Origin of the sequence: Streptomyces sp. NPDC015346 (assembly GCF_043078785.1) — a bacterium.
Lineage (GTDB): Bacteria > Actinomycetota > Actinomycetes > Streptomycetales > Streptomycetaceae > Streptomyces.
The window spans coordinates 88,057-105,438 of the sequence record NZ_JBIBTW010000003.1; the positions used below are offsets into that span (position 1 = coordinate 88,057).

General features: G+C 72.1%; 20 protein-coding genes and 1 riboswitch. Of the genes, 11 read left to right on the plus strand and 9 right to left on the minus strand.

Translation table 11 applies throughout. The annotated features are described in order from the left end of the window. Positions 1 to 44: 44 nt before the first annotated feature. Together ACF06X_RS11290 and ACF06X_RS11295 are read left to right on the plus strand one after the other, a co-directional pair. A complete protein-coding gene (locus ACF06X_RS11290; protein ID WP_392286992.1) occupies positions 45 to 1,283 on the plus strand; it encodes an 8-amino-7-oxononanoate synthase in 1,239 nt (412 codons plus the stop codon). A gap of 206 nt (positions 1,284 to 1,489) precedes the next feature. Beyond that, a complete protein-coding gene (locus tag ACF06X_RS11295) occupies positions 1,490 to 2,008 on the plus strand; it encodes an ATP-binding protein (protein ID WP_392286993.1) in 519 nt (172 codons plus the stop codon). On the opposite strand, the gene ACF06X_RS11300 is transcribed toward ACF06X_RS11295, so the two are convergent. The 3 genes from ACF06X_RS11300 to ACF06X_RS11310 form a co-directional block, all read right to left on the minus strand. Continuing rightward, entirely contained in the window at positions 1,990 to 2,466 is a 477-nt protein-coding gene (locus ACF06X_RS11300; RefSeq protein WP_392286994.1) for a C40 family peptidase, read from the minus strand. The two genes, ACF06X_RS11295 and ACF06X_RS11300, sit on opposite strands and share 19 nt — an antisense overlap. 3 nt (positions 2,467 to 2,469) lie before the next feature. After that, positions 2,470 to 2,667, minus strand: a riboswitch (cyclic di-AMP (ydaO/yuaA leader). 314 nt (positions 2,668 to 2,981) lie between these two features. Next, complete coding sequence (locus ACF06X_RS11305; protein ID WP_392286995.1) at positions 2,982 to 3,287, minus strand: hypothetical protein; 306 nt, start codon at positions 3,285 to 3,287, stop codon at positions 2,982 to 2,984. 7 nt (positions 3,288 to 3,294) lie between these two features. Beyond that, on the minus strand, positions 3,295 to 3,915 hold the full coding sequence (locus tag ACF06X_RS11310; protein WP_392286996.1) for a ClpP family protease: 621 nt from the start codon (positions 3,913 to 3,915) through the stop codon (positions 3,295 to 3,297). Positions 3,916 to 3,979: 64 nt separating this feature from the next. Between ACF06X_RS11310 and ACF06X_RS11315 the strand changes: the two genes are divergently transcribed. The 8 genes from ACF06X_RS11315 (at position 3,980) to ACF06X_RS11350 (ending at position 10,995) form a co-directional block, all read left to right on the plus strand. Next, positions 3,980 to 4,267, plus strand: coding sequence for a type II toxin-antitoxin system Phd/YefM family antitoxin (locus tag ACF06X_RS11315; protein WP_392286997.1), 288 nt, complete (start codon positions 3,980 to 3,982; stop codon positions 4,265 to 4,267). Positions 4,268 to 4,496: 229 nt separating this feature from the next. Beyond that, positions 4,497 to 4,799, plus strand: a complete 303-nt coding sequence (locus ACF06X_RS11320) for an urease subunit gamma (protein ID WP_392286998.1) — start codon at positions 4,497 to 4,499, stop codon at positions 4,797 to 4,799. A gap of 16 nt (positions 4,800 to 4,815) precedes the next feature. Next, positions 4,816 to 5,166 carry an urease subunit beta gene (locus ACF06X_RS11325; protein ID WP_392286999.1) on the plus strand — a complete coding sequence of 117 codons (351 nt, stop codon included), beginning with the start codon at positions 4,816 to 4,818 and terminating at the stop codon, positions 5,164 to 5,166. Further along, on the plus strand, positions 5,159 to 6,880 hold the full coding sequence (locus tag ACF06X_RS11330) for an urease subunit alpha (RefSeq protein WP_392287000.1): 1,722 nt from the start codon (positions 5,159 to 5,161) through the stop codon (positions 6,878 to 6,880). Before ACF06X_RS11325 ends, ACF06X_RS11330 begins: the two co-directional genes overlap by 8 nt. A 203-nt stretch (positions 6,881 to 7,083) precedes the next feature. Further along, a complete protein-coding gene (locus ACF06X_RS11335) occupies positions 7,084 to 7,731 on the plus strand; it encodes an urease accessory protein UreF (protein WP_392287673.1) in 648 nt (215 codons plus the stop codon). Between the two features lie 75 nt (positions 7,732 to 7,806). Further along, complete coding sequence (gene ureG, locus ACF06X_RS11340; protein ID WP_392287001.1) at positions 7,807 to 8,502, plus strand: urease accessory protein UreG; 696 nt, start codon at positions 7,807 to 7,809, stop codon at positions 8,500 to 8,502. Beyond that, positions 8,499 to 9,269, plus strand: a complete 771-nt coding sequence (locus ACF06X_RS11345; RefSeq protein ID WP_392287002.1) for an urease accessory protein UreD — start codon at positions 8,499 to 8,501, stop codon at positions 9,267 to 9,269. The genes ureG and ACF06X_RS11345 overlap by 4 nt, the downstream gene beginning before the upstream one ends. A gap of 202 nt (positions 9,270 to 9,471) precedes the next feature. Continuing rightward, on the plus strand, positions 9,472 to 10,995 hold the full coding sequence (locus ACF06X_RS11350) for an alpha/beta hydrolase (RefSeq protein WP_392287674.1): 1,524 nt from the start codon (positions 9,472 to 9,474) through the stop codon (positions 10,993 to 10,995). Between the two features lie 70 nt (positions 10,996 to 11,065). Here the strand turns inward: ACF06X_RS11350 and ACF06X_RS11355 are convergent, their stop codons facing one another. Continuing rightward, positions 11,066 to 12,103 carry an NAD-dependent epimerase/dehydratase family protein gene (locus ACF06X_RS11355; RefSeq protein WP_392287003.1) on the minus strand — a complete coding sequence of 346 codons (1,038 nt, stop codon included), beginning with the start codon at positions 12,101 to 12,103 and terminating at the stop codon, positions 11,066 to 11,068. A 64-nt stretch (positions 12,104 to 12,167) separates the two neighbouring features. Beyond that, complete coding sequence (locus ACF06X_RS11360) at positions 12,168 to 12,887, minus strand: lysophospholipid acyltransferase family protein (RefSeq protein WP_392287004.1); 720 nt, start codon at positions 12,885 to 12,887, stop codon at positions 12,168 to 12,170. A gap of 117 nt (positions 12,888 to 13,004) precedes the next feature. On the opposite strand from ACF06X_RS11360, the gene ACF06X_RS11365 reads away from it, so the two are divergent. Continuing rightward, positions 13,005 to 14,009, plus strand: coding sequence for a DUF3048 domain-containing protein (locus ACF06X_RS11365; RefSeq protein WP_392287005.1), 1,005 nt, complete (start codon positions 13,005 to 13,007; stop codon positions 14,007 to 14,009). A gap of 45 nt (positions 14,010 to 14,054) precedes the next feature. Here the strand turns inward: ACF06X_RS11365 and ACF06X_RS11370 are convergent, their stop codons facing one another. The 4 genes from ACF06X_RS11370 to ACF06X_RS11385 form a co-directional block, all read right to left on the minus strand. After that, positions 14,055 to 14,255, minus strand: coding sequence for a hypothetical protein (locus ACF06X_RS11370; protein ID WP_392287006.1), 201 nt, complete (start codon positions 14,253 to 14,255; stop codon positions 14,055 to 14,057). Positions 14,256 to 14,358: 103 nt separating this feature from the next. After that, complete coding sequence (locus tag ACF06X_RS11375; RefSeq protein ID WP_392287007.1) at positions 14,359 to 15,309, minus strand: cytochrome c oxidase assembly protein; 951 nt, start codon at positions 15,307 to 15,309, stop codon at positions 14,359 to 14,361. A gap of 117 nt (positions 15,310 to 15,426) precedes the next feature. Then, positions 15,427 to 16,452: a 6-phosphofructokinase gene (locus ACF06X_RS11380; RefSeq protein ID WP_392287008.1), complete on the minus strand. Its 1,026-nt coding sequence runs from the start codon at positions 16,450 to 16,452 to the stop codon at positions 15,427 to 15,429. A 188-nt stretch (positions 16,453 to 16,640) separates the two neighbouring features. Beyond that, positions 16,641 to 17,369: a type 1 glutamine amidotransferase gene (locus ACF06X_RS11385; protein ID WP_392287009.1), complete on the minus strand. Its 729-nt coding sequence runs from the start codon at positions 17,367 to 17,369 to the stop codon at positions 16,641 to 16,643. Positions 17,370 to 17,382: the final 13 nt, after the last annotated feature.

The following is a 17,382-nucleotide window of genomic DNA, read 5'->3' on the forward strand; positions in this document are numbered from 1 at the left end:
CGGGCGGTTAGGGTCTGTGCGCTGCCTACAAAAGGATCTGCCGCATGTACCGGGACGAGCACCCGCGCGACGAGGCCGCCCAGGGCGGGGCCCCGCGCGACGAGGCTGTGCGCGACGAGGCCGTGCGCCAGGAGGTCACGCGCCGCACCGCGTTCGACTGGACCGACGCCGAGGCACGCCGCCGCGAGCGGGCCGGTCTCGTCCGCACCCTCAGGCCCCGCGCCGCCGAGTCCGAGCTGCTGGACCTCGCGGGCAACGACTACCTGGGCCTGACCCGCCGCCCCGAGGTCACCGAGGCGGCCGCCGAGGCGGCCCGGCGCTGGGGCGCCGGCTCCACCGGATCGCGGCTCGTCACCGGCACCACCCGGCTGCACACCCGCCTGGAGCGCGAACTCGCCGACTTCTGCGGATTCGAGGCGGCCCTCGTCTTCTCCTCCGGCTACACCGCCAACCTCGCCGCGCTGACCGCGCTGAGCAGCCGCGACGGGCTGATCGTGTCGGACGCCGGCAACCACGCCTCGATCGTGGACGGCTGCCGCCTCTCCCGCGCCGAGACGGCCGTGGTCCCGCACGCCGACCCGGAGGCGGTACGCAAGACCCTGCGGGCCCACGAGGGCCGCCGGGCCCTCGCCGTCTCCGACTCGGTCTTCTCCGTGGACGGCGACAGGGCCCCGCTGGCCGAGCTCGCCGAGGCCTGCCGCGCGCACGGCGCCGCGCTCGTCGTGGACGACGCCCACGGTCTGGGCGTGCTCGGCGACGGCGGCCGGGGAGCCCTGCACGAGGCCGGCCTCGCGGGCGACGAGGACGTCGTCGCCACCGTGACCCTCTCCAAGTCGCTGGGCAGCCAGGGCGGCGCGGTCCTCGGCCCGGCCCGGGTCATCGAGCACCTGGTCAACGCGGCCCGTACGTTCATCTTCGACACCGGGCTCGCCCCGGCCGCCGCCGGAGCCGCCCTCGCGAGCCTGCGGACGATCCACGGCGAACCCGGGCTCGCCCGCCGCGCCCGGACCGTCGCGACGACCCTGCACACGCTGCTCACCGAGGCCGGACTGACGGCCGTGCGTCCGGACGCGGCCGTCGTCTCGGTCCGCGCCCCGTCACCCGAGGCGGCGCTGCGGTGGGCGGCCGACTGCCGCGAGCAGGGGCTGGCCGTGGGCTGCTTCCGGCCCCCATCGGTGCCGGACGGCATCTCGCGGCTGCGCCTCACGGCCCGCGCGGATCTGACGGACGCGGAGATCGAGCGCGCGGTCGCCACGATCGTACGGACCGCACCGGCCGCCTGACGCTTTCACGCTCTGGCGCTCTGACGCTCTCGCGCGACCACCCGGCCCGGTCCCCAAATCCACTTTTCCGCAGCAGAGTTCACCGCTTCGAGCGACAGATATATGCATATCTGGGGGGATCGCCCCCCGGGGCGGCACGATCGGTGGCACTCTGACGCGAAGCGCAATCCGGAGCAGGGCTCCGGTGGGAAAGGGACAGCGTCGCCATGGCAGACCACCAGGAAGCATCCGTCACTCTGCCGAGCGATCCCGCCTCGGTGCCCGCCGCCCGGAGATACGTCGCCGACGTCCTGAGCGGGTGGGGCCTCGCCGGGGGCGGCGACACCGCCGAGACGGTCCGGCTGATCGTCTCGGAGCTGGCGACCAACGCCGTCCAGCACACCTTCGGACAGTCGCCCACCTTCACCGTTGACGTCCGTCTGGAGCGTGAGGAACAGCTCCACATCGGCGTCACCGACAGCCACCCACGCTGGCCCCAGCGGCTTCCCGCCGCGGTGCAGCAGGACAACGGCCGGGGCATGGTCATCATCCGCTTCCTGGCCGCCGAGGCGGGAGGCCGCCTCTCCGTCACCCCCACCGAGGAGGGCGGCAAGACCGTCTGGATCAAACTGCCGTGGCCGGCGACCCCGCCGGCAACCGCGGAGGGCCCGGCGCGAGAGGGTGCGGTGGCGCCCCCGCACCCCTCGGCACATCAGTCGTCAGTGCGTCAGCGGACCCGCCCGTAATAGACCTTGGACGACCAGATCTTGTCCAGCTTCACCCAGGAACCCCTCTTCGGCGAGTGCCAGATCTTGCCGCTGCCGGCGTAGATGCCCACGTGGTACACCCTCCCGCCGGAGTGGAAGAAGACGAGGTCCCCCTTCTGCCGGCTGGACGCGGAGATGTGCCGGGTCTTGTTGTACTGCTGTTGCGCGGTACGGGGCAGTGACTTGCCCGCCTTCTTGTACGAGTAGAGCGTGAGCCCCGAGCAGTCGAACCGGGACGGGCCGGCCGCTCCGTACTTGTAGGGCGATCCCTTCTTCGAGGCCGCCACGTCGAGGGCCTTGCCCGCGTACGAGGTGGCGGCCTGGGCCTCCGGTGCGGCGCCGGGCGCCAGCATCGTCCCGCCGACGGCGGCGAGGGTGAGAGCCGAGACGGCTCCGGCCCGGGACAACAGGGACGGGACATGAATCTGCGCAGTCATGCGCAACCCTTCGTCAGCCGCCTGTGAAGGATGACCTGTCGGGTTCGGACTGGCGAAGTTGCCCGGCCGCGACCGCGGCTTCACCCCGAGGAACGGCCCCACTGCTCGGTCGTCCCGTACTGCCTGGGTCCTCCACTCCTGCCGATCCACTCCTGTCGACCAGACATCCGGGACAGCGGCAGGACTCGGCGTCCGCCCGGACCGCCCCGCCGCGGTGGCGGGGGCTTGTCGTCGTCACGGATCTTGACCCACAACCTGGTCGAAAACCGAGTTGAAACGGCGATATGTGAGGCTCCTCACGACTGATCCATTCGGGTGGACAGACGGATTTCGTGACCTTCTGAAGGTGCGTCTACGAGCCCCGTACCAGGGCGGGAACAGCCGTTTCGGCCAGATGTGTACACCCGTTGCGCAACTCACCCCGTACATAAGTCGATTCGTCTACTACGCCGAACGAGGGAGGGTTTCTGCGGGTTCGCTGGTCCGACTGGACCTCGACACGACACGCGGGAATGTCAACTCGTCGACGTCCTCGGGAGAGTGACCCGGCCCGCCCGGCGCTCCCCGTCCAGAACGCGCAGCGCGCGGGCCAAGGTCTCCGCGTGTACCTCGCTCTCGCCGCGCGCGTGCATCACCGTCAGCGCGTCGCGCAGCGCCGTCGCCCGGCTCACCAGGGCCTGTGCCGCGCGCAGGGCCCCATAAGTATGTGACGTTCTGGATGGATTGATCCTCCCGAGGAGGTCGACCACTTCGAGATAGGCGTCGATGAACTCGCCCTCGGCGCGCGTCAGGGCCGGCAGTGGGGGCAGGTCGGGGACCATCTCCGGGTCACCGGGCCCCGCCGCCGACCGCCCCGCGGTTCTGGATCACGTGGTCCACCAGGCCGTAGGCGAGGGCGGCCGGGGCGTCGAGGACGGTGGTCCGGTCGAGGTCGGCGTCGACCCGCTCGGGGCTCCGGCCGGTGTGGGCGGCGAGCATGCCGGTCACCATCGCGCGCAGCCGCAGCAATTCCCGCGCCTGGATGTCGAGATCGCTCGGCTGCCCCCGCAACGGCTCGTCCATCGAGGGCTGCTGGAGCACCACGCGGGCGCCGGGCAGCGCGAGCCGTTTGCCGGGCGCGCCGGCCGCGAGCAGGACCGCGGCGGTGGAGGCCGCCTGGCCCAGGCAGGTGGTCTCCACGTCGCAGGTGACGACCTGCATCGTGTCGTAGATCGCGGACATGGCGCTGAGCGAACCGCCGGGGGAGTTGATGTAGAGCGAGATGTCCCGGTCCGGGTCGGCGTACTCCAGGTGGAGGAACTGCGCGATGACGTCGTTGGCCGAGGTCTCGTCGATGGGCGTCCCGAGGAAGACGATCCGCTCCTCCAGCAGCTTCGAGTAGGGGTCGAGGGTCCGGCTGCCGTAACCGGTGCGCTCCGTGAACTCGGGAAGGACATAGCGGGCGTGCATGGCGCATCACTCCTTGAGGCTCCGTAAAAAATGTACAGGACGTACAGGCCGTAAGATGAGGAGCATGGCCTACGAGATTCCGGTGACGCAAGCACGGGCAGAGCTCGCCGACCTGATCAACCGCGTGGTGTACGGCGACGAGCGGGTGGTGGTGACCCGGCACGGAAAGCCGCTCGTGGCGCTCGTCTCCGCCGCTGACCTGCAGCGACTCGAGGAGGCGGAGGCTCGGGAGCAGGAGGCGGCCGAGGAGCGGGTGATCAGTTCGGTCTCCCGTATCGGGGGTGCCGCGTCAGCTCCGGGCGAACAGAGCCGCTTCGGCATCGCCGCCCACCACCGCGAGCCCGGCGCCTAGCCGTATACGACTCCTCACAGGTCCCCGTACGGACCGCGGCCTCGCGGCCCGCGCCGGCCCGATGTCCATGGATACGCAAAGCCACAGTTAACGCGCCGGAAAAACTTGCGCCCTAACGTGCAATGTCTGGCCCAGCAGCCCGTCGCCACAGCTCAACAGGGTGTTGAAGATCGGTAACGTCCGCTGCTGTCCGGGAGACCCGCCCGGTGGACGACTGTGAGGTGGAAGCGTGCAACTGAGCCCGCACGAGCAGGAACGCCTGCTCATTCATGTGGCGGCGGACGTCGCCGAGAAGCGCAGAGCGCGCGGAGTGAGGCTCAACCACCCCGAGGCCGTCGCCCTGATCACCTCCCACATCCTGGAGGGCGCCCGGGACGGCCGTACGGTCGCCGAGCTCATGGCGTCCGGCCGCAAGGTGCTCTCCCGCGAGGACGTCATGGACGGCATCCCCGAGATGATCCACGACGTGCAGGTCGAGGCCACCTTCCCCGACGGCACCAAGCTCGTCACCGTCCACGACCCGATCGTGTGACGGGGGAGAAGCGCCGATGACTCCCGGAGAGATCCTGTACGGAGACGGCCCCGTCGCCCTCAACGAGGGCCGCCCCGTCACCCGCCTCACCGTCCTCAACGCCGCCGACCGGCCCGTCCAGGTCGGCTCCCACTACCACTTCGCCGAGGCCAACCCCGGCCTCGACTTCGACCGCGCCGCCGCGCGCGGACAGCGGCTGCACATCGCCGCCGGGACCGCCGTGCGCTTCGAACCCGGCATCCCCGTCGAGGTCGAACTCGTCCCCCTCAGAGGCCGGCGAGTCGTCCCCGGCCTGCGCGGCGAGACCGCGGGCCCTCTCGACGGAGCCTCCGCCACCCCTGACGCGAACGGAGGCGACCGTGCCTGACCTGCACCGCGCCGTCTACGGCGATCTGTTCGGCCCCACCACCGGCGACCGCATCCGGCTCGCCGACACCGACCTGCTCGTCGAGATCGAGGAGGACCGCTGCGGCGGTCCCGGCCGCGCCGGCGACGAAGCGGTCTTCGGCGGCGGCAAGGTCATCCGCGAGTCGATGGGCCAGGCCCGGACGACCCGCGCCGAGGGTGCGCCCGACACCGTCATCACGGGCGCCGTCGTCATCGACCACTGGGGTGTCGTCAAGGCCGACATCGGCATCCGGGACGGCCGGATCACCGCCCTCGGCAAGGCCGGCAACCCCGACACCATGGACGGCGTCCACCCCGACCTCGTGATCGGCCCCGAGACCGAGGTGATCGCCGGCAACGGGAAGATCGTCACGGCCGGCGCCGTCGACGCCCACGTTCACTTCATCTCGCCCACCCTCGTCGACCAGGCGCTCGCCACCGGCGTCACCACCCTCGTCGGCGGCGGCACGGGCCCGGCCGAGGGGACGAAGGCCACCACCATCACCCCCGGCCCCTGGCACATGGCCCGGATGTTCGAGGCGCTGGACACCTTCCCCGTCAACATCGGACTGCTCGGCAAGGGCAACACCATGTCCCGGGAGGCCATGCACTCCCAACTGCGCGGCGGCGCCCTCGGATTCAAGATCCACGAGGACTGGGGCGCGACGCCCGCCGTCATCGACGCCTGCCTGAGCGTCTGCGACGAGACCGGCGCCCAACTCGCCATCCACACCGACACCTTGAACGAAGCGGGCTTCGTCGGCGACACCCTCGCCGCCATCGCGGGACGTACCATCCACGCGTACCACACGGAGGGGGCGGGCGGCGGGCACGCGCCCGACATCATCACCGTCGTCTCCGAGCCGTACGTCCTGCCCAGCTCCACCAACCCGACCCGGCCGCACACCCTCAACACCGTCGAGGAACACCTCGACATGCTGATGGTCTGCCACCACCTCAATCCGGCCGTCCCCGAGGACCTCGCCTTCGCCGAGTCCCGCATCCGGCCCTCGACCATCGCCGCCGAGGACGTCCTCCACGACCTCGGCGCCATCTCGATCATCTCCTCCGACTCCCAGGCCATGGGCCGCATCGGCGAGGTGATCATGCGCACCTGGCAGACCGCGCACGTGATGAAGAAGCGGCGCGGCGCCCTGCCCGGCGACGGCCGGGCGGACAATCACCGGGCCCGCCGCTATGTCGCCAAGTACACGATCAACCCGGCCGTCGCCCAGGGCATGGACCACCTCATCGGCTCGGTCGAGCCGGGCAAGCTCGCCGACCTGGTGCTGTGGGATCCGGCGTTCTTCGGGGTGAAGCCGCAGACCGTCCTCAAGGGCGGCCAGATCGCGTACGCCCAGATGGGCGACGCGAACGCCTCCATCCCCACCCCGCAGCCCGTCATGCCCCGCCCGATGTTCGGCGCGCTCGGCAAGGCGGCGGCCGCCGGCTCCGTCAACTTCACGGCCCGGGCGGCGATCGAGGACGACCTGCCCGGACGGCTCGGGGTCGGCAAGGCGTTCGTGGCGATCGGCAGCACCCGCCGGGTCACCAAGGCGGACATGCGGGAGAACGACGCGCTGCCCCGGGTCGAGGTCGACGCCGACACCTTCACGGTGAGGATCGACGGCGAGCCGGTCGAGCCCGCACCGGCCGCCGAACTGCCCATGACCCAGCGCTACTTCCTCTTCTGATGATCACCGCAGAGACGATCCCGACGGCCACCGCCGGACCGGTTCGGACGGAGACCGCGCCGACGCCGGGGCCTGAGTCGGCGCCCGGCACCGCTCCGGCGCCCGGACCCGCGTCGGCGCCCGGCACCGCTCCGGCGCCCGGCACCGCTCCGGCGCCCGGACCCGCGCCGCGGGCCGGGGCCGGGGCCGGGGGTCGCGCCGCCCTGCTCGTGCTCGCCGACGGGCGCTTCCCCGCCGGCGGCCACGCCCACTCCGGCGGCGCCGAGGCCGCCGTCAAGGCGGGCCGGATCACGGACGCGGCGAGCCTCGCCGCGTTCTGCCGGGGCCGGCTGCACACCAGCGGTCTCACCGCGGCGGGCCTCGCCGCGGCGGCCGCGCTCGGCCTCGACCCGTACGCCCTCGACGAGGCCGCCGACGCCAGGACCCCGTCACCCGCCCTGCGCACCGCCGCCCGCAAGCTCGGTCGGCAGATGATGCGGGCGGCCCGGGCGGCCTGGCCCTGCCCCGAACTCGACGCGCTCGCCGCCGCGTTCCCGCGCGGCGCCCACCAGCCCGTCGTCCTCGGCGCCGCCGCCCGCGCCGCCGGCCTCGGGCCCGAGGACGCCGCCCACTGCGTCGCGTACGAGACGGTCGGCGGCCCCGCCACCGCGGTGGTACGCCTCCTCGGCCTGGACCCCTTCCAGGCCACCGCCGTCCTCGCCCGCCTCGCCCCCGACATGGACCGGGTCGCCGAGGAGGCCGCCGCAGCCGCCCGCCGGGGCATCGACGCCCTGCCCGCCGCCTCCGCGCCCCTCCTCGACATCACCGCCGAACAGCACGCGGCCTGGCCCGTCCGCCTCTTCGCGTCCTGAGCGCCAAGAACAGCCAGAACACCACCAGAACATCCCAGAACGTCCCAGAACATTCAGGAACATCCCAGGAGAGCCATGCACCTCGACCACGGACACCACCACACCGGCGCCGTCTCCGCCGACGCCCACCGCCCCGACGGAACCCGGCGCGCCCTGCGCATCGGACTCGGCGGCCCCGTCGGCTCCGGCAAGACCGCGACCGTCGCCGCGCTCTGCCGCGCCCTGCGCGACCAGCTGTCCATCGCCGTCGTCACCAACGACATCTACACGCGTGAGGACGCCGAGTTCCTGCTCCGCAACGCCGTCCTGCCCCCCGAGCGCATCCAGGCCGTCGAGACCGGCGCCTGCCCGCACACCGCGATCCGCGACGACATCTCCGCCAACCTCGAAGCCGTCGAGGAACTGGAGGACAGCGTGGGCCCGCTCGACCTGATCCTCGTCGAGTCCGGCGGCGACAACCTCACCGCCACCTTCTCCAAGGGCCTCGTCGACGCGCAGATCTTCGTCATCGACGTGGCCGGCGGCGACGACATCCCGCGCAAGGGCGGCCCCGGCGTCACCACCGCCGACCTGCTCGTCGTCAACAAGACCGACCTCGCGCCGTATGTGGGATCCGACCTGGAGCGGATGGCCCGCGACGCCGAGCGGCAGCGCGGCGACCTGCCCGTCGCCTTCACCTCCCTCACCGGACCCGACGGCGTCCGCCCCGTGGCCGACTGGGTGCGCGCCCAGCTCGCCTCCTGGGCCGCGACGCCCGCCCCCGCCGCATGAGCCTGCGCGCCACCGCCCGGATCGTCGCCGAGGCCGACGGCGGCCTGCCGCTCCTGGAGAGCGACGGCCCCCTCGCCGTCCGGCGCACCCGGACCACCGGGCCGTACACCCGGGTCACCGTCGTCGGCGCGATGAGCGCGCCGCTCGGCGGCGACCGGCTCGCCATCGAGACCGAGGTACGGGACGGGGCACGGCTCCTCGTCGACTCGGCCGCGGCGACGCTCGCCCTGCCCGGCCGCGACCGCGAACCCGCCGCGTACGATATCCGGCTCACCGTCGGCGACGGCGCCGCGCTGCGCTGGCTGCCCGAACAGCTCGTCTCCGCCCGTGGCTCCGACCTGCGGATGCGCACGACCGTCGAACTCGCCGCCACCGCACGGCTCGTGCTCCGCGAGGAACAGATCCTCGGCCGGCACGGCGAGGAGACCGGCACGCTCACCACCCGTCTCACCGTGCGCCGCGCCGGACGGCCCCTGCTCGACCAGGAACTGGCGTACGGACCTGGCGCACCCGGCGGCTGGGACGGCGGCGCGGTCCTCGGCGGCCATCGTGCCGTCGGTCAACTCCTCGTCGTGTACCCGGAGTTCGCGGCCAGGCCGGTGGAGCCGCGGCTACTCGCCGAGAACGCCGTCCTCACCCCGCTCGCCGGCCCGGCCGGCCTGGTCACGGCCGTCGCCCCCGACGCCCTCCAGCTGCGACGCGTCCTCGACGAGGCGCTCGAAGCGCTCGAAGCCCTCGAAACCGTCGAAGCCCTCGCTCCGGCCTGAGTTCGCCGTCCTCCCGGCGCACCGCTCAGCGGTACACCGCTCTCCGGTTATGGGTTCGGCAAAGAAACACCAGTACGACCTTTCGCCGCGCGCCCCACTGACGAAAGGATCCTCCGGACAGACCGACATCCATAGGGGGAGGAACCACGTGGGACGCACCGCGGTGCTCGGCTCGGCCGGCACGCTCATAGCGGGCACACTCATGGCCGGCGCGCTGGCGGCTCCGGTCGCCACCGCCGACAGCCGCCACCGGCCGGACGCGGAGGCGCGCGGCGCCGCCGTCGCCGCCGAGCGGGCGGCGAAGCAGGGCATCGACTGGCAGGACTGCCCGGCCGACTGGGGCCTGGAGAAGCCCATCCAGTGCGGCTGGGTCACCGTCCCGGTCGACTACAGCAGGCCGAACGGCAAGCAGATCAAGATCGCCGTCGACCGCGTCGGCGCCACCGGCACCCCCGCCGAGCGCCAGGGCGCGCTCCTCTACAACCCCGGCGGACCCGGCGGCTCCGGCCTGCGCTTCCCGCGCCGTGTCACGACCAAGAACGCCATCTGGGCGAACACCGCCAAGGCGTACGACTTCGTGGGCTTCGACCCGCGCGGCGTCGGCCGCTCGGCCCCCATCTCCTGCGTCGACCCGGCCGAGTTCGTCAAGGGACCCAAGCTCGACCCGGTGCCCGACAGCGAGGCCGACAAGCTCGCGCAGCGCAAGCTCGCCGCCGAGTACGCCGAAGGCTGCGCGGAGAAGAGCGGCGACATCCTGCCGTACATCAACACCCTCAACACCGCCCGCGACCTCGACGTCCTGCGGGCCGCGCTCGGCGAGAAGAAGCTCAACTTCGTCGGCGTCTCCTACGGCACCTACCTCGGCGCCGTCTACGGCACCCTCTTCCCCACCCACGTGCGGCGCATGGTGCTCGACAGCGTCGTCAACCCCTCGACGCGGAAGATCTGGTACGAGGTCAACCTCGACCAGGACATCGCCTTCGAGGGCCGGTTGAAGGACTGGATGACCTGGGTCGCCCAGCACGACGCCACCTTCCACCTCGGCGACACCTACGAGGAGGTCCGGCAGCAGTGGGAGACGCTGCGCGCCGCGGCCAAGAAGAACCCGCTGGGCGGGAAGGTCGGACCGGCCGAGCTGGTCGGCTTCTTCCAGAACGCGCCCTACTACGACTCGATGTGGGTCCCGGTCGCCAAGGCCTGGAGCGCCTACGCCGCCGGTGACCCGCAGCCGCTGATCGACTCGGCCGCCGCCGACCCGACCGACACGGCGGGCAACATCGCCTCGGAGAACGGCAACGCGGTCTACACCGCCGTCGAGTGCGCCGACGCCCCCTGGCCGACCAGCTGGAAGAAGTGGGACCGGGACAACAGCCGGCTCCACGAGAAGTATCCCTTCATGACCTGGTCCAACGCCTGGATGAACCTGCCCTGCGCCACCTGGTCCACCCCGCGCCAGCGGCCGACCGAGGTGCGGACCGGCAAGGGCCTGCCGCCCGTGCTCATCACCCAGGCCGAGCGCGACGCGGCCACGCCGTACGCCGGCGCGATCGAGCTGCACAAGCGGTTCAAGGGCTCGCGTCTGATCACCGAGAGGGACGCCGGCTCGCACGGCATCACCAACCTCGCCAACCCGTGCCTCAACACGCGGGTGGAGGCCTATCTGCTCTCCGGCGAGCTGGACGCCGCGGACGTGACCTGCGCCCCGCACGCCACGCCCAAGCCGTAGTCACGGGCGCTGACAGGCAGGGGAGGGGCGGCGGTCCCACGGCGGCCGCCCCTCCCTCCTGTCCCGCCTCTCAGCTACGGGCGGCGAGCCAGGCGTCCTCGGCCGCGTAATCGAAGAAGTCCACCTGGTACTTCGCCAGGTTGGGGAAGGCCTGCCGCCACTCCCGCCCGGCCAGCCGTTCCGCCAGCCACTCGACCGTCGCCGGCAGGGACTCCTCGTACGACACCACCGGCCGGTATCCCAGCTCCTTCTCCGCCGCCGTCATGCCGTAGACGATCGGGTGGCGGCCCCCCGTCCACGGCGTGAGCCCCACCGTGCCCACCGGGGGTCCGTCGATCAGGACGGTCTCGCTCCGCGCACCCATCACGGCGTCGATCGCTCGGCCGATCTCCGCGACCGTCGGCGCCGTCGGATCGGCGCCGTTGAGCACCCGGCTGCCGGGGTTCGCCGCGGCGAGCCGGATCAGCTCCGCCAGATTGTCCACATGGACGGGGTGGAACCGCGAGGTGCCGTCGTACGAGAGGACGCGCACCGGCCGCCCGTCGAGCGCCCGCTTGACGAACCACAGCTCGCGCGGGCCCGGGCAGTACGGCCCGTGGATCGCACCGGCCCGGAGTATCGTCGTCGCCAACCTCTCGCCCGCCGCGAGCAGTTCACTCTCCAGCGCCACCTTCCGTGTGCTGTACGAGCTGTCGCCCGGCGCGACCGTCCGCCAAGTCTCCGGAATCGGCGCCGGGTAGGCGGGGAAGCCGTCCGGCTGGTCCTGGGTGTCGAAGCTGCGGCCCCGGTCGTCCTCGTAGACGGCGCCGCTGGAGATCACCACGGCCGAGCCGATCCGGTCGGCGAGCGCGGTCAACTGCCGTCCGTGACCGGCGTGGTAGGCGACGATGTCCACCAGCACGTCGCAGCCGTCACCGAGCCCCGCCGCGAGCGCGCTCTCCTCGTCGCGGTCGAACGCCACCGACCGGACGTCCGCCGGCCACCTCTCGTCGCGGCCGCCGCCGCGCGAGGCCGCCGTCACCTCCCAGCCGTCCGCGACGAGTGCCCGCACGGCCGCCCGTCCCACCTGCCCTGTCGCTCCGAGTACGAGTGCGCTTCCCTTGGTCATGGGCGCGACGCTACGGCGGGGGTGATCCCCGCCCCAGTGGCTTTCGCCGTGCGCGGATCCGCTCTCAGCGTCCGAGGCGCGGGAACTTTCGCGCCGCCGCGGCCTTCTCGGCCTCCGCCGCCTTCACGTCGGCCGCGTAGGCGTCGACGTACTCCTGTCCGGACAGCGCCAGGATCTCGTACATGATCTCGTCCGTCACCGCACGGATCACCGCCTTCTCGCCCTCCAGGCCGGCGAAGCGCGAGAAGTCCAGGGGCGCCCCGAACCGGACGGTGACCCGCCTGACCTTCGGCACGACCTTTCCGGGCGGCTGGATCTCGAAGGTCCCCACCATCGCGCACGGGATCACCGGCACACCGGCCTTGATCGCCATGACCGCCACCCCGACCTTGCCCTTGTAGAGCCGCCCGTCGTGCGAGCGGGTGCCCTCCGGATAGATTCCGAGCAGTTCGCCCCTGCTCAGGACACCGAGCCCTTCCCGGATCGCCGCACGGCCGGCCTCCTTGCCGGAGCGGTCGACCGGGATCTGCCCGGCGCTGCGGAAGAAGGCGGCCGTGAGCCGGCCCTTGAGCCCCGGCCCGGTGAAGTACTCCTGCTTGGCGAGGAAGGTGATTCTCCGCTTGAGCACGACCGGCATCAGGAAGTGGTCGGAGAACGACAGATGGTTGCCGGCGACGATCGCCGGGCCGTCCTCCGGAATGTGCTCCAGACCCTCGGTCCGGGGGCGGAAGAGCAGCCTCAGAAGCGGCCCGAGCAGGACGTACTTCAGCAGGTGGTAGAACACCGGCGGCCCCCGTTCGTATCAGTGTGCTTCTGTCCGTGCTTCTGTCCCCGCGATGCACTTTCTCACCATCACCCTGCGCGCGACTCTGGTCCACACTGGAGACGGAGAGTGTGACCGATGGCCGCAGCACGCCGACCGACGCGGCCCGGCGCAGCCGTCACCGCCGTCCTGTGCGCGGTGATGACCGCCGGGCTCTACGGATGCTCCGACCCGGCCACGCCCAAACCGGCCCCGACGCCCGCACCGTCCAGCCCCGAGCCCGGCCAGGAGCGGCGCTCGCCCCTCACAGGCCTGCCGGCCCGCCCCGCCCCCGTGCTCGCCGTGAAGATCGACAACGTGCCCCCGGCGCGCCCCCACACCGGCCTGAACGCGGCCGACCTGGTGTACGTCGAGCAGGTGGAGGCCGGCCAGACCCGGCTGCTCGCCGTCTACTCCTCCGATCTGCCCGACCGGATCGGCCCGGTGCGCAGCGCCCGCGAGTCCGACATCGAGCTGCTCCGCCAGTTCGGCCGGCCGGCGCTCGCCTACTCCGGCTCCCACTCCGGCCTGAAATCGCCGCTCAAGCAGGCCCCGCTGTACGCGCTGCCACCGGAGGACGCCCCGCGCGCCTACGCGCGCGACCGCGGCCGGTCCGCTCCGCACAACCTGTACGTACTGCCCGAGCGCGCGCTCGCCGCCGCGCCGGAGGCCACCGACGCCAAGGACATCGGCTTCCGCTTCGGCCCGGCCCCGGCGGGCGGCGAGCCGGTCAACGAGCGCACCGTACGCTTCCCGGCCTCCCGCTACACCTTCACCTGGAACGCCGCCGAGAAGAGCTGGCGGGTGGCGATGGACGGCCGGGCGGCGGTCACCACCGACGGCGGCCCCGTGCGGGCGACGACCGTCGTCGTGCAGTACGTGAACATCCGGCCGTCGAAGTTCAGCGACTTCCTCGGCGCCGTCTCCCCGTACACCGAGACGGTCGGCAAGGGCACCGCCATCGTCCTGCGCGACGGCCGGGCCCACGACGCACGCTGGAGCCGCCCCGCGGCCGACCGGGGCACCGCCTTCACGACCCCGGCCGGCGCGCCGATGAACTTCGCACCCGGCCACACCTGGGTGGTTCTCGCCCCGCGCGGATAGCGGCGGGAGCGCCCGCGGAGGGCGGATGAACGCGCGGGACGCCGTTCAGGGGCCGGTCGGGCGCCTGCGCCGGCGTGCCCCGGCGGGAGCGGAGCTGTCCGCCGCCGCCATGCCGATCGTGACCATGCCGAGCACCACCCAGCTGAACCAGAGCCAGCCGCTGCTGCCGAGCGCCACGGTGTACGCCGTCGTCAGCACCAGGGCCGCGACGGTGATCACGCTCATCGCCTTCGTGGGACCGGACATCTGTCCGCCCTCCTCATGACGGGGGCCGTCAGAATCATCGTGACCCCTGCACCGGCGGGAGCGCTACTCCCTTGCGTGTCCCCGTCGCCCCGTCTTCCTCGCCTCAGCGCCCGCGGGCCTGCAGCGAGGCCAGGTACGCGTTGTACTCCTCCAGCTCCTTGTCCCCGTCGCGGTCCGCGGCGCGGTCCTTGCGGACGGCCTGCCGCTGCTCGGAGCGGTACCACTGGTAGACGAGCGCGATCAGCACGAGCACCGACGGGATCTCGCTGAACGCCCAGGCGATGCCGCCCGCCGCGTTCTGGTCGGCGAGCGCGTCGATGCCGAGCGAGGCCGGCGGATTCGCGTACGCCTTGATCATCGGCTCGCTGGCCATCATCAGCGCGATACCGAAGAACGCGTGGAACGGCATGCCCGCGAAGAGCTCCAGCATCCGCATCACATAGCCGGGGCGGTGCGGCCCCGGGTCGACGCCCATGATCGGCCAGAAGAAGACCAGACCGACCGCGAGGAAGTGCACCATCATCGCGATGTGCCCGACCTTCGACCCCATCAGGGTGTCGAAGAGCGGGGTGAAGTAGAAGCCGTACAGGCTGGCGATGAAGAGCGGGATCGTGAACGCCGGGTGGGTGATGATCCGCATGTACCGGCTGTGCAGCAGCATCAGCAGCCACTCGCGCGGACCCTTGCCGCCCCGGGCCGCCACCGGCAGCGCCCGCAGCGCCAGCGTCACCGGCGCGCCGAGCAGCAGCAGGATGGGCGAGAGCATCGAGACGACCATGTGCTGCACCATGTGCACGCTGAACATGACCATGCCGTAGTCGTTGAGCTTGGTGCACATCACCAGGGCCACCGACAGCACGCCGAGGGTGAAGAAGACCGTCCGGCTGACCGGCCAGCCGTCCCCCCGCGCGCGCAGGCGCGCCACGCCCCACCCGTACAGCGCGAGCCCCACGAGACAGCCGACGAGGAAGAACGGGTCCGCCGAGAATTCAAGGCCCCGCCCCAGCGTGAACGGCGGCAGATCCATGGTCATGCCGTGCCCGCTGTGATCCATCTGTGTACTCCTGGAGCCCGTTTCGCGCTTGTTGTCCGCACCAGACTAGAACCGCCCCCGTTCGCGGATGCGACCGGGGGCGGTTCGTGGGGCGGTGCCCGGGTTACGGAAGCGGCGTCAGAGCACGCACTCGGCCTCGGCGTACCGCTCGGCCGGGACGGTCTTGAGGGTCTCCACGGCCTGGGCCAGCGGCACCATCTGGATCTCCGTGCCGCGCAGCGCGGTCAGCATGCCGAACTCGCCGCGGTGCGCCGCCTCCACCGCGTGCCAGCCGAAGCGGGTGGCCAGGACTCGGTCGTACGCGGTCGGCGTGCCGCCCCGCTGGACGTGGCCGAGGATCACCGGGCGGGCCTCCTTGCCGAGCCGGCGCTCCAGCTCGACCGAGAGCTGGTTGGCGATGCCGGTGAAGCGCTCGTGGCCGTACTGGTCCTTGGCGCCGACCTCGAAGCTCATGGAGCCCTCGCGCGGCTTGGCGCCCTCGGCGACCACCACGATCGCGAAGCGCTTGCCGGCCTCGAAGCGCTCACCGACGCGGGCGGTCAGCTCGTCGATGTCGAAGGGGCGCTCGGGCACGACGATGGCGTGCGCGCCCGCCGCCATGCCGGAGTGCAGGGCGATCCAGCCGGTGTGCCGGCCCATGACCTCGACGATCAGGACCCGCTGGTGGGACTCGGCGGTGGTCTTCAGCCGGTCGAGGGCCTCGGTGGCCACGCCCACGGCGGTGTCGAAGCCGAAGGTGACGTCGGTCGAGGCGATGTCGTTGTCGATGGTCTTCGGCACGCCCACGATCGGCAGCCCGGCCTCGGAGAGGAGGTTGGCCGCCTTCAGCGTGCCCTCGCCGCCGATCGGGATGATCGCGTCGAGACCCAGCTCGGCCACATGGCCCCGGGCGCGCTCGACGCCGTCGACCAGGTGCGCGGGCTGGACCCTGGAGGAGCCGAGGATGGTGCCGCCCCGGGCCAGGATGCCGCCCACCGCGTCGAGGTCGAGCTTGCGGTAGTCGGCCTCCAGGAGGCCCTTCCACCCGTCGTGGAAGCCGATGACCTCGTCTCCGTGGTCGACGACGGCGCGGTGCACGACGGAACGGATGACGGCGTTCAGACCGGGGCAGTCGCCGCCGGAGGTGAGCACACCAATGCGCATAGCCCAAATACCTTTGCAACGTGGGCCGACTCCCGGACCACGTCGTCCGGTTGGATCCCCGCCACCCTATCGGTGCCGGGTGGCGGGGCCGAACCGGATGTCCGCGTATTGGACACGGTCTTGACTTACGGATCCGATGCGCGCATGCCTGCTCAGACGTGCACTCCGCCGGGCGGGCCGGGGCGCGGTCAGGCGGGCTGCGTCGCGGCGGCGATGCGCTCGGCGCGCAGCGCCTCGTACCACCGGTCGTCGGTCGGCGGCAGCGCGTTCACGTCGAGGGCCAGCTTCAGGAGCAGGTCCGCGATCTGCGGGTTGCGGGCCATGACCGGGCCGTGCATGTACGTACCGAAGACCGTCTCGTTGTACGCGCCCTCGGTGCCGTCGCCCGTGCCGTTGCCCTTGCCCAGGATGGTCCGGGCGAAGGGGCGGGCGGTCGGGCCGAGGTGGGTGATGCCCTGGTGGTTCTCGAACCCGGTGAGCTGGGGGAGACCGAGCCGGGGGTCGATGTCCGCGAGGACGTCGCCGACGCACCGCTCGCCCTCGCCGCGGGTGGAGATCACGTCGATCAGCCCGAGGCCCGGCTCGCGCTCGCCGAGGTCGTTGATGAACTCGTGGCCCAGGATCTGGTAGCCGGCGCAGACGGAGAAGATGATCGCGCCGTTGGACGCGGCACGCTCCAGGCCGCCGTCGCGGCGCAGCCGCTCGGCCGCGAGGCGCTGCGGGCGGTCCTCGCCGCCGCCGATCAGATAGATGTCGCCGGAGGTCGGCACCGGCTGGTCGCTGCGGACGTCGACGCGCTGGACGTCCAGGCCGCGCTGGCGGGCGCGGCGCTCGACGACGAGGGCGTTGCCCTGGTCGCCGTAGGTGCTGAGCAGGTCCGGGTAGACCCAGACCAGGCGCAGGCTGCTGTCACTCATGCTGCATGTCCTC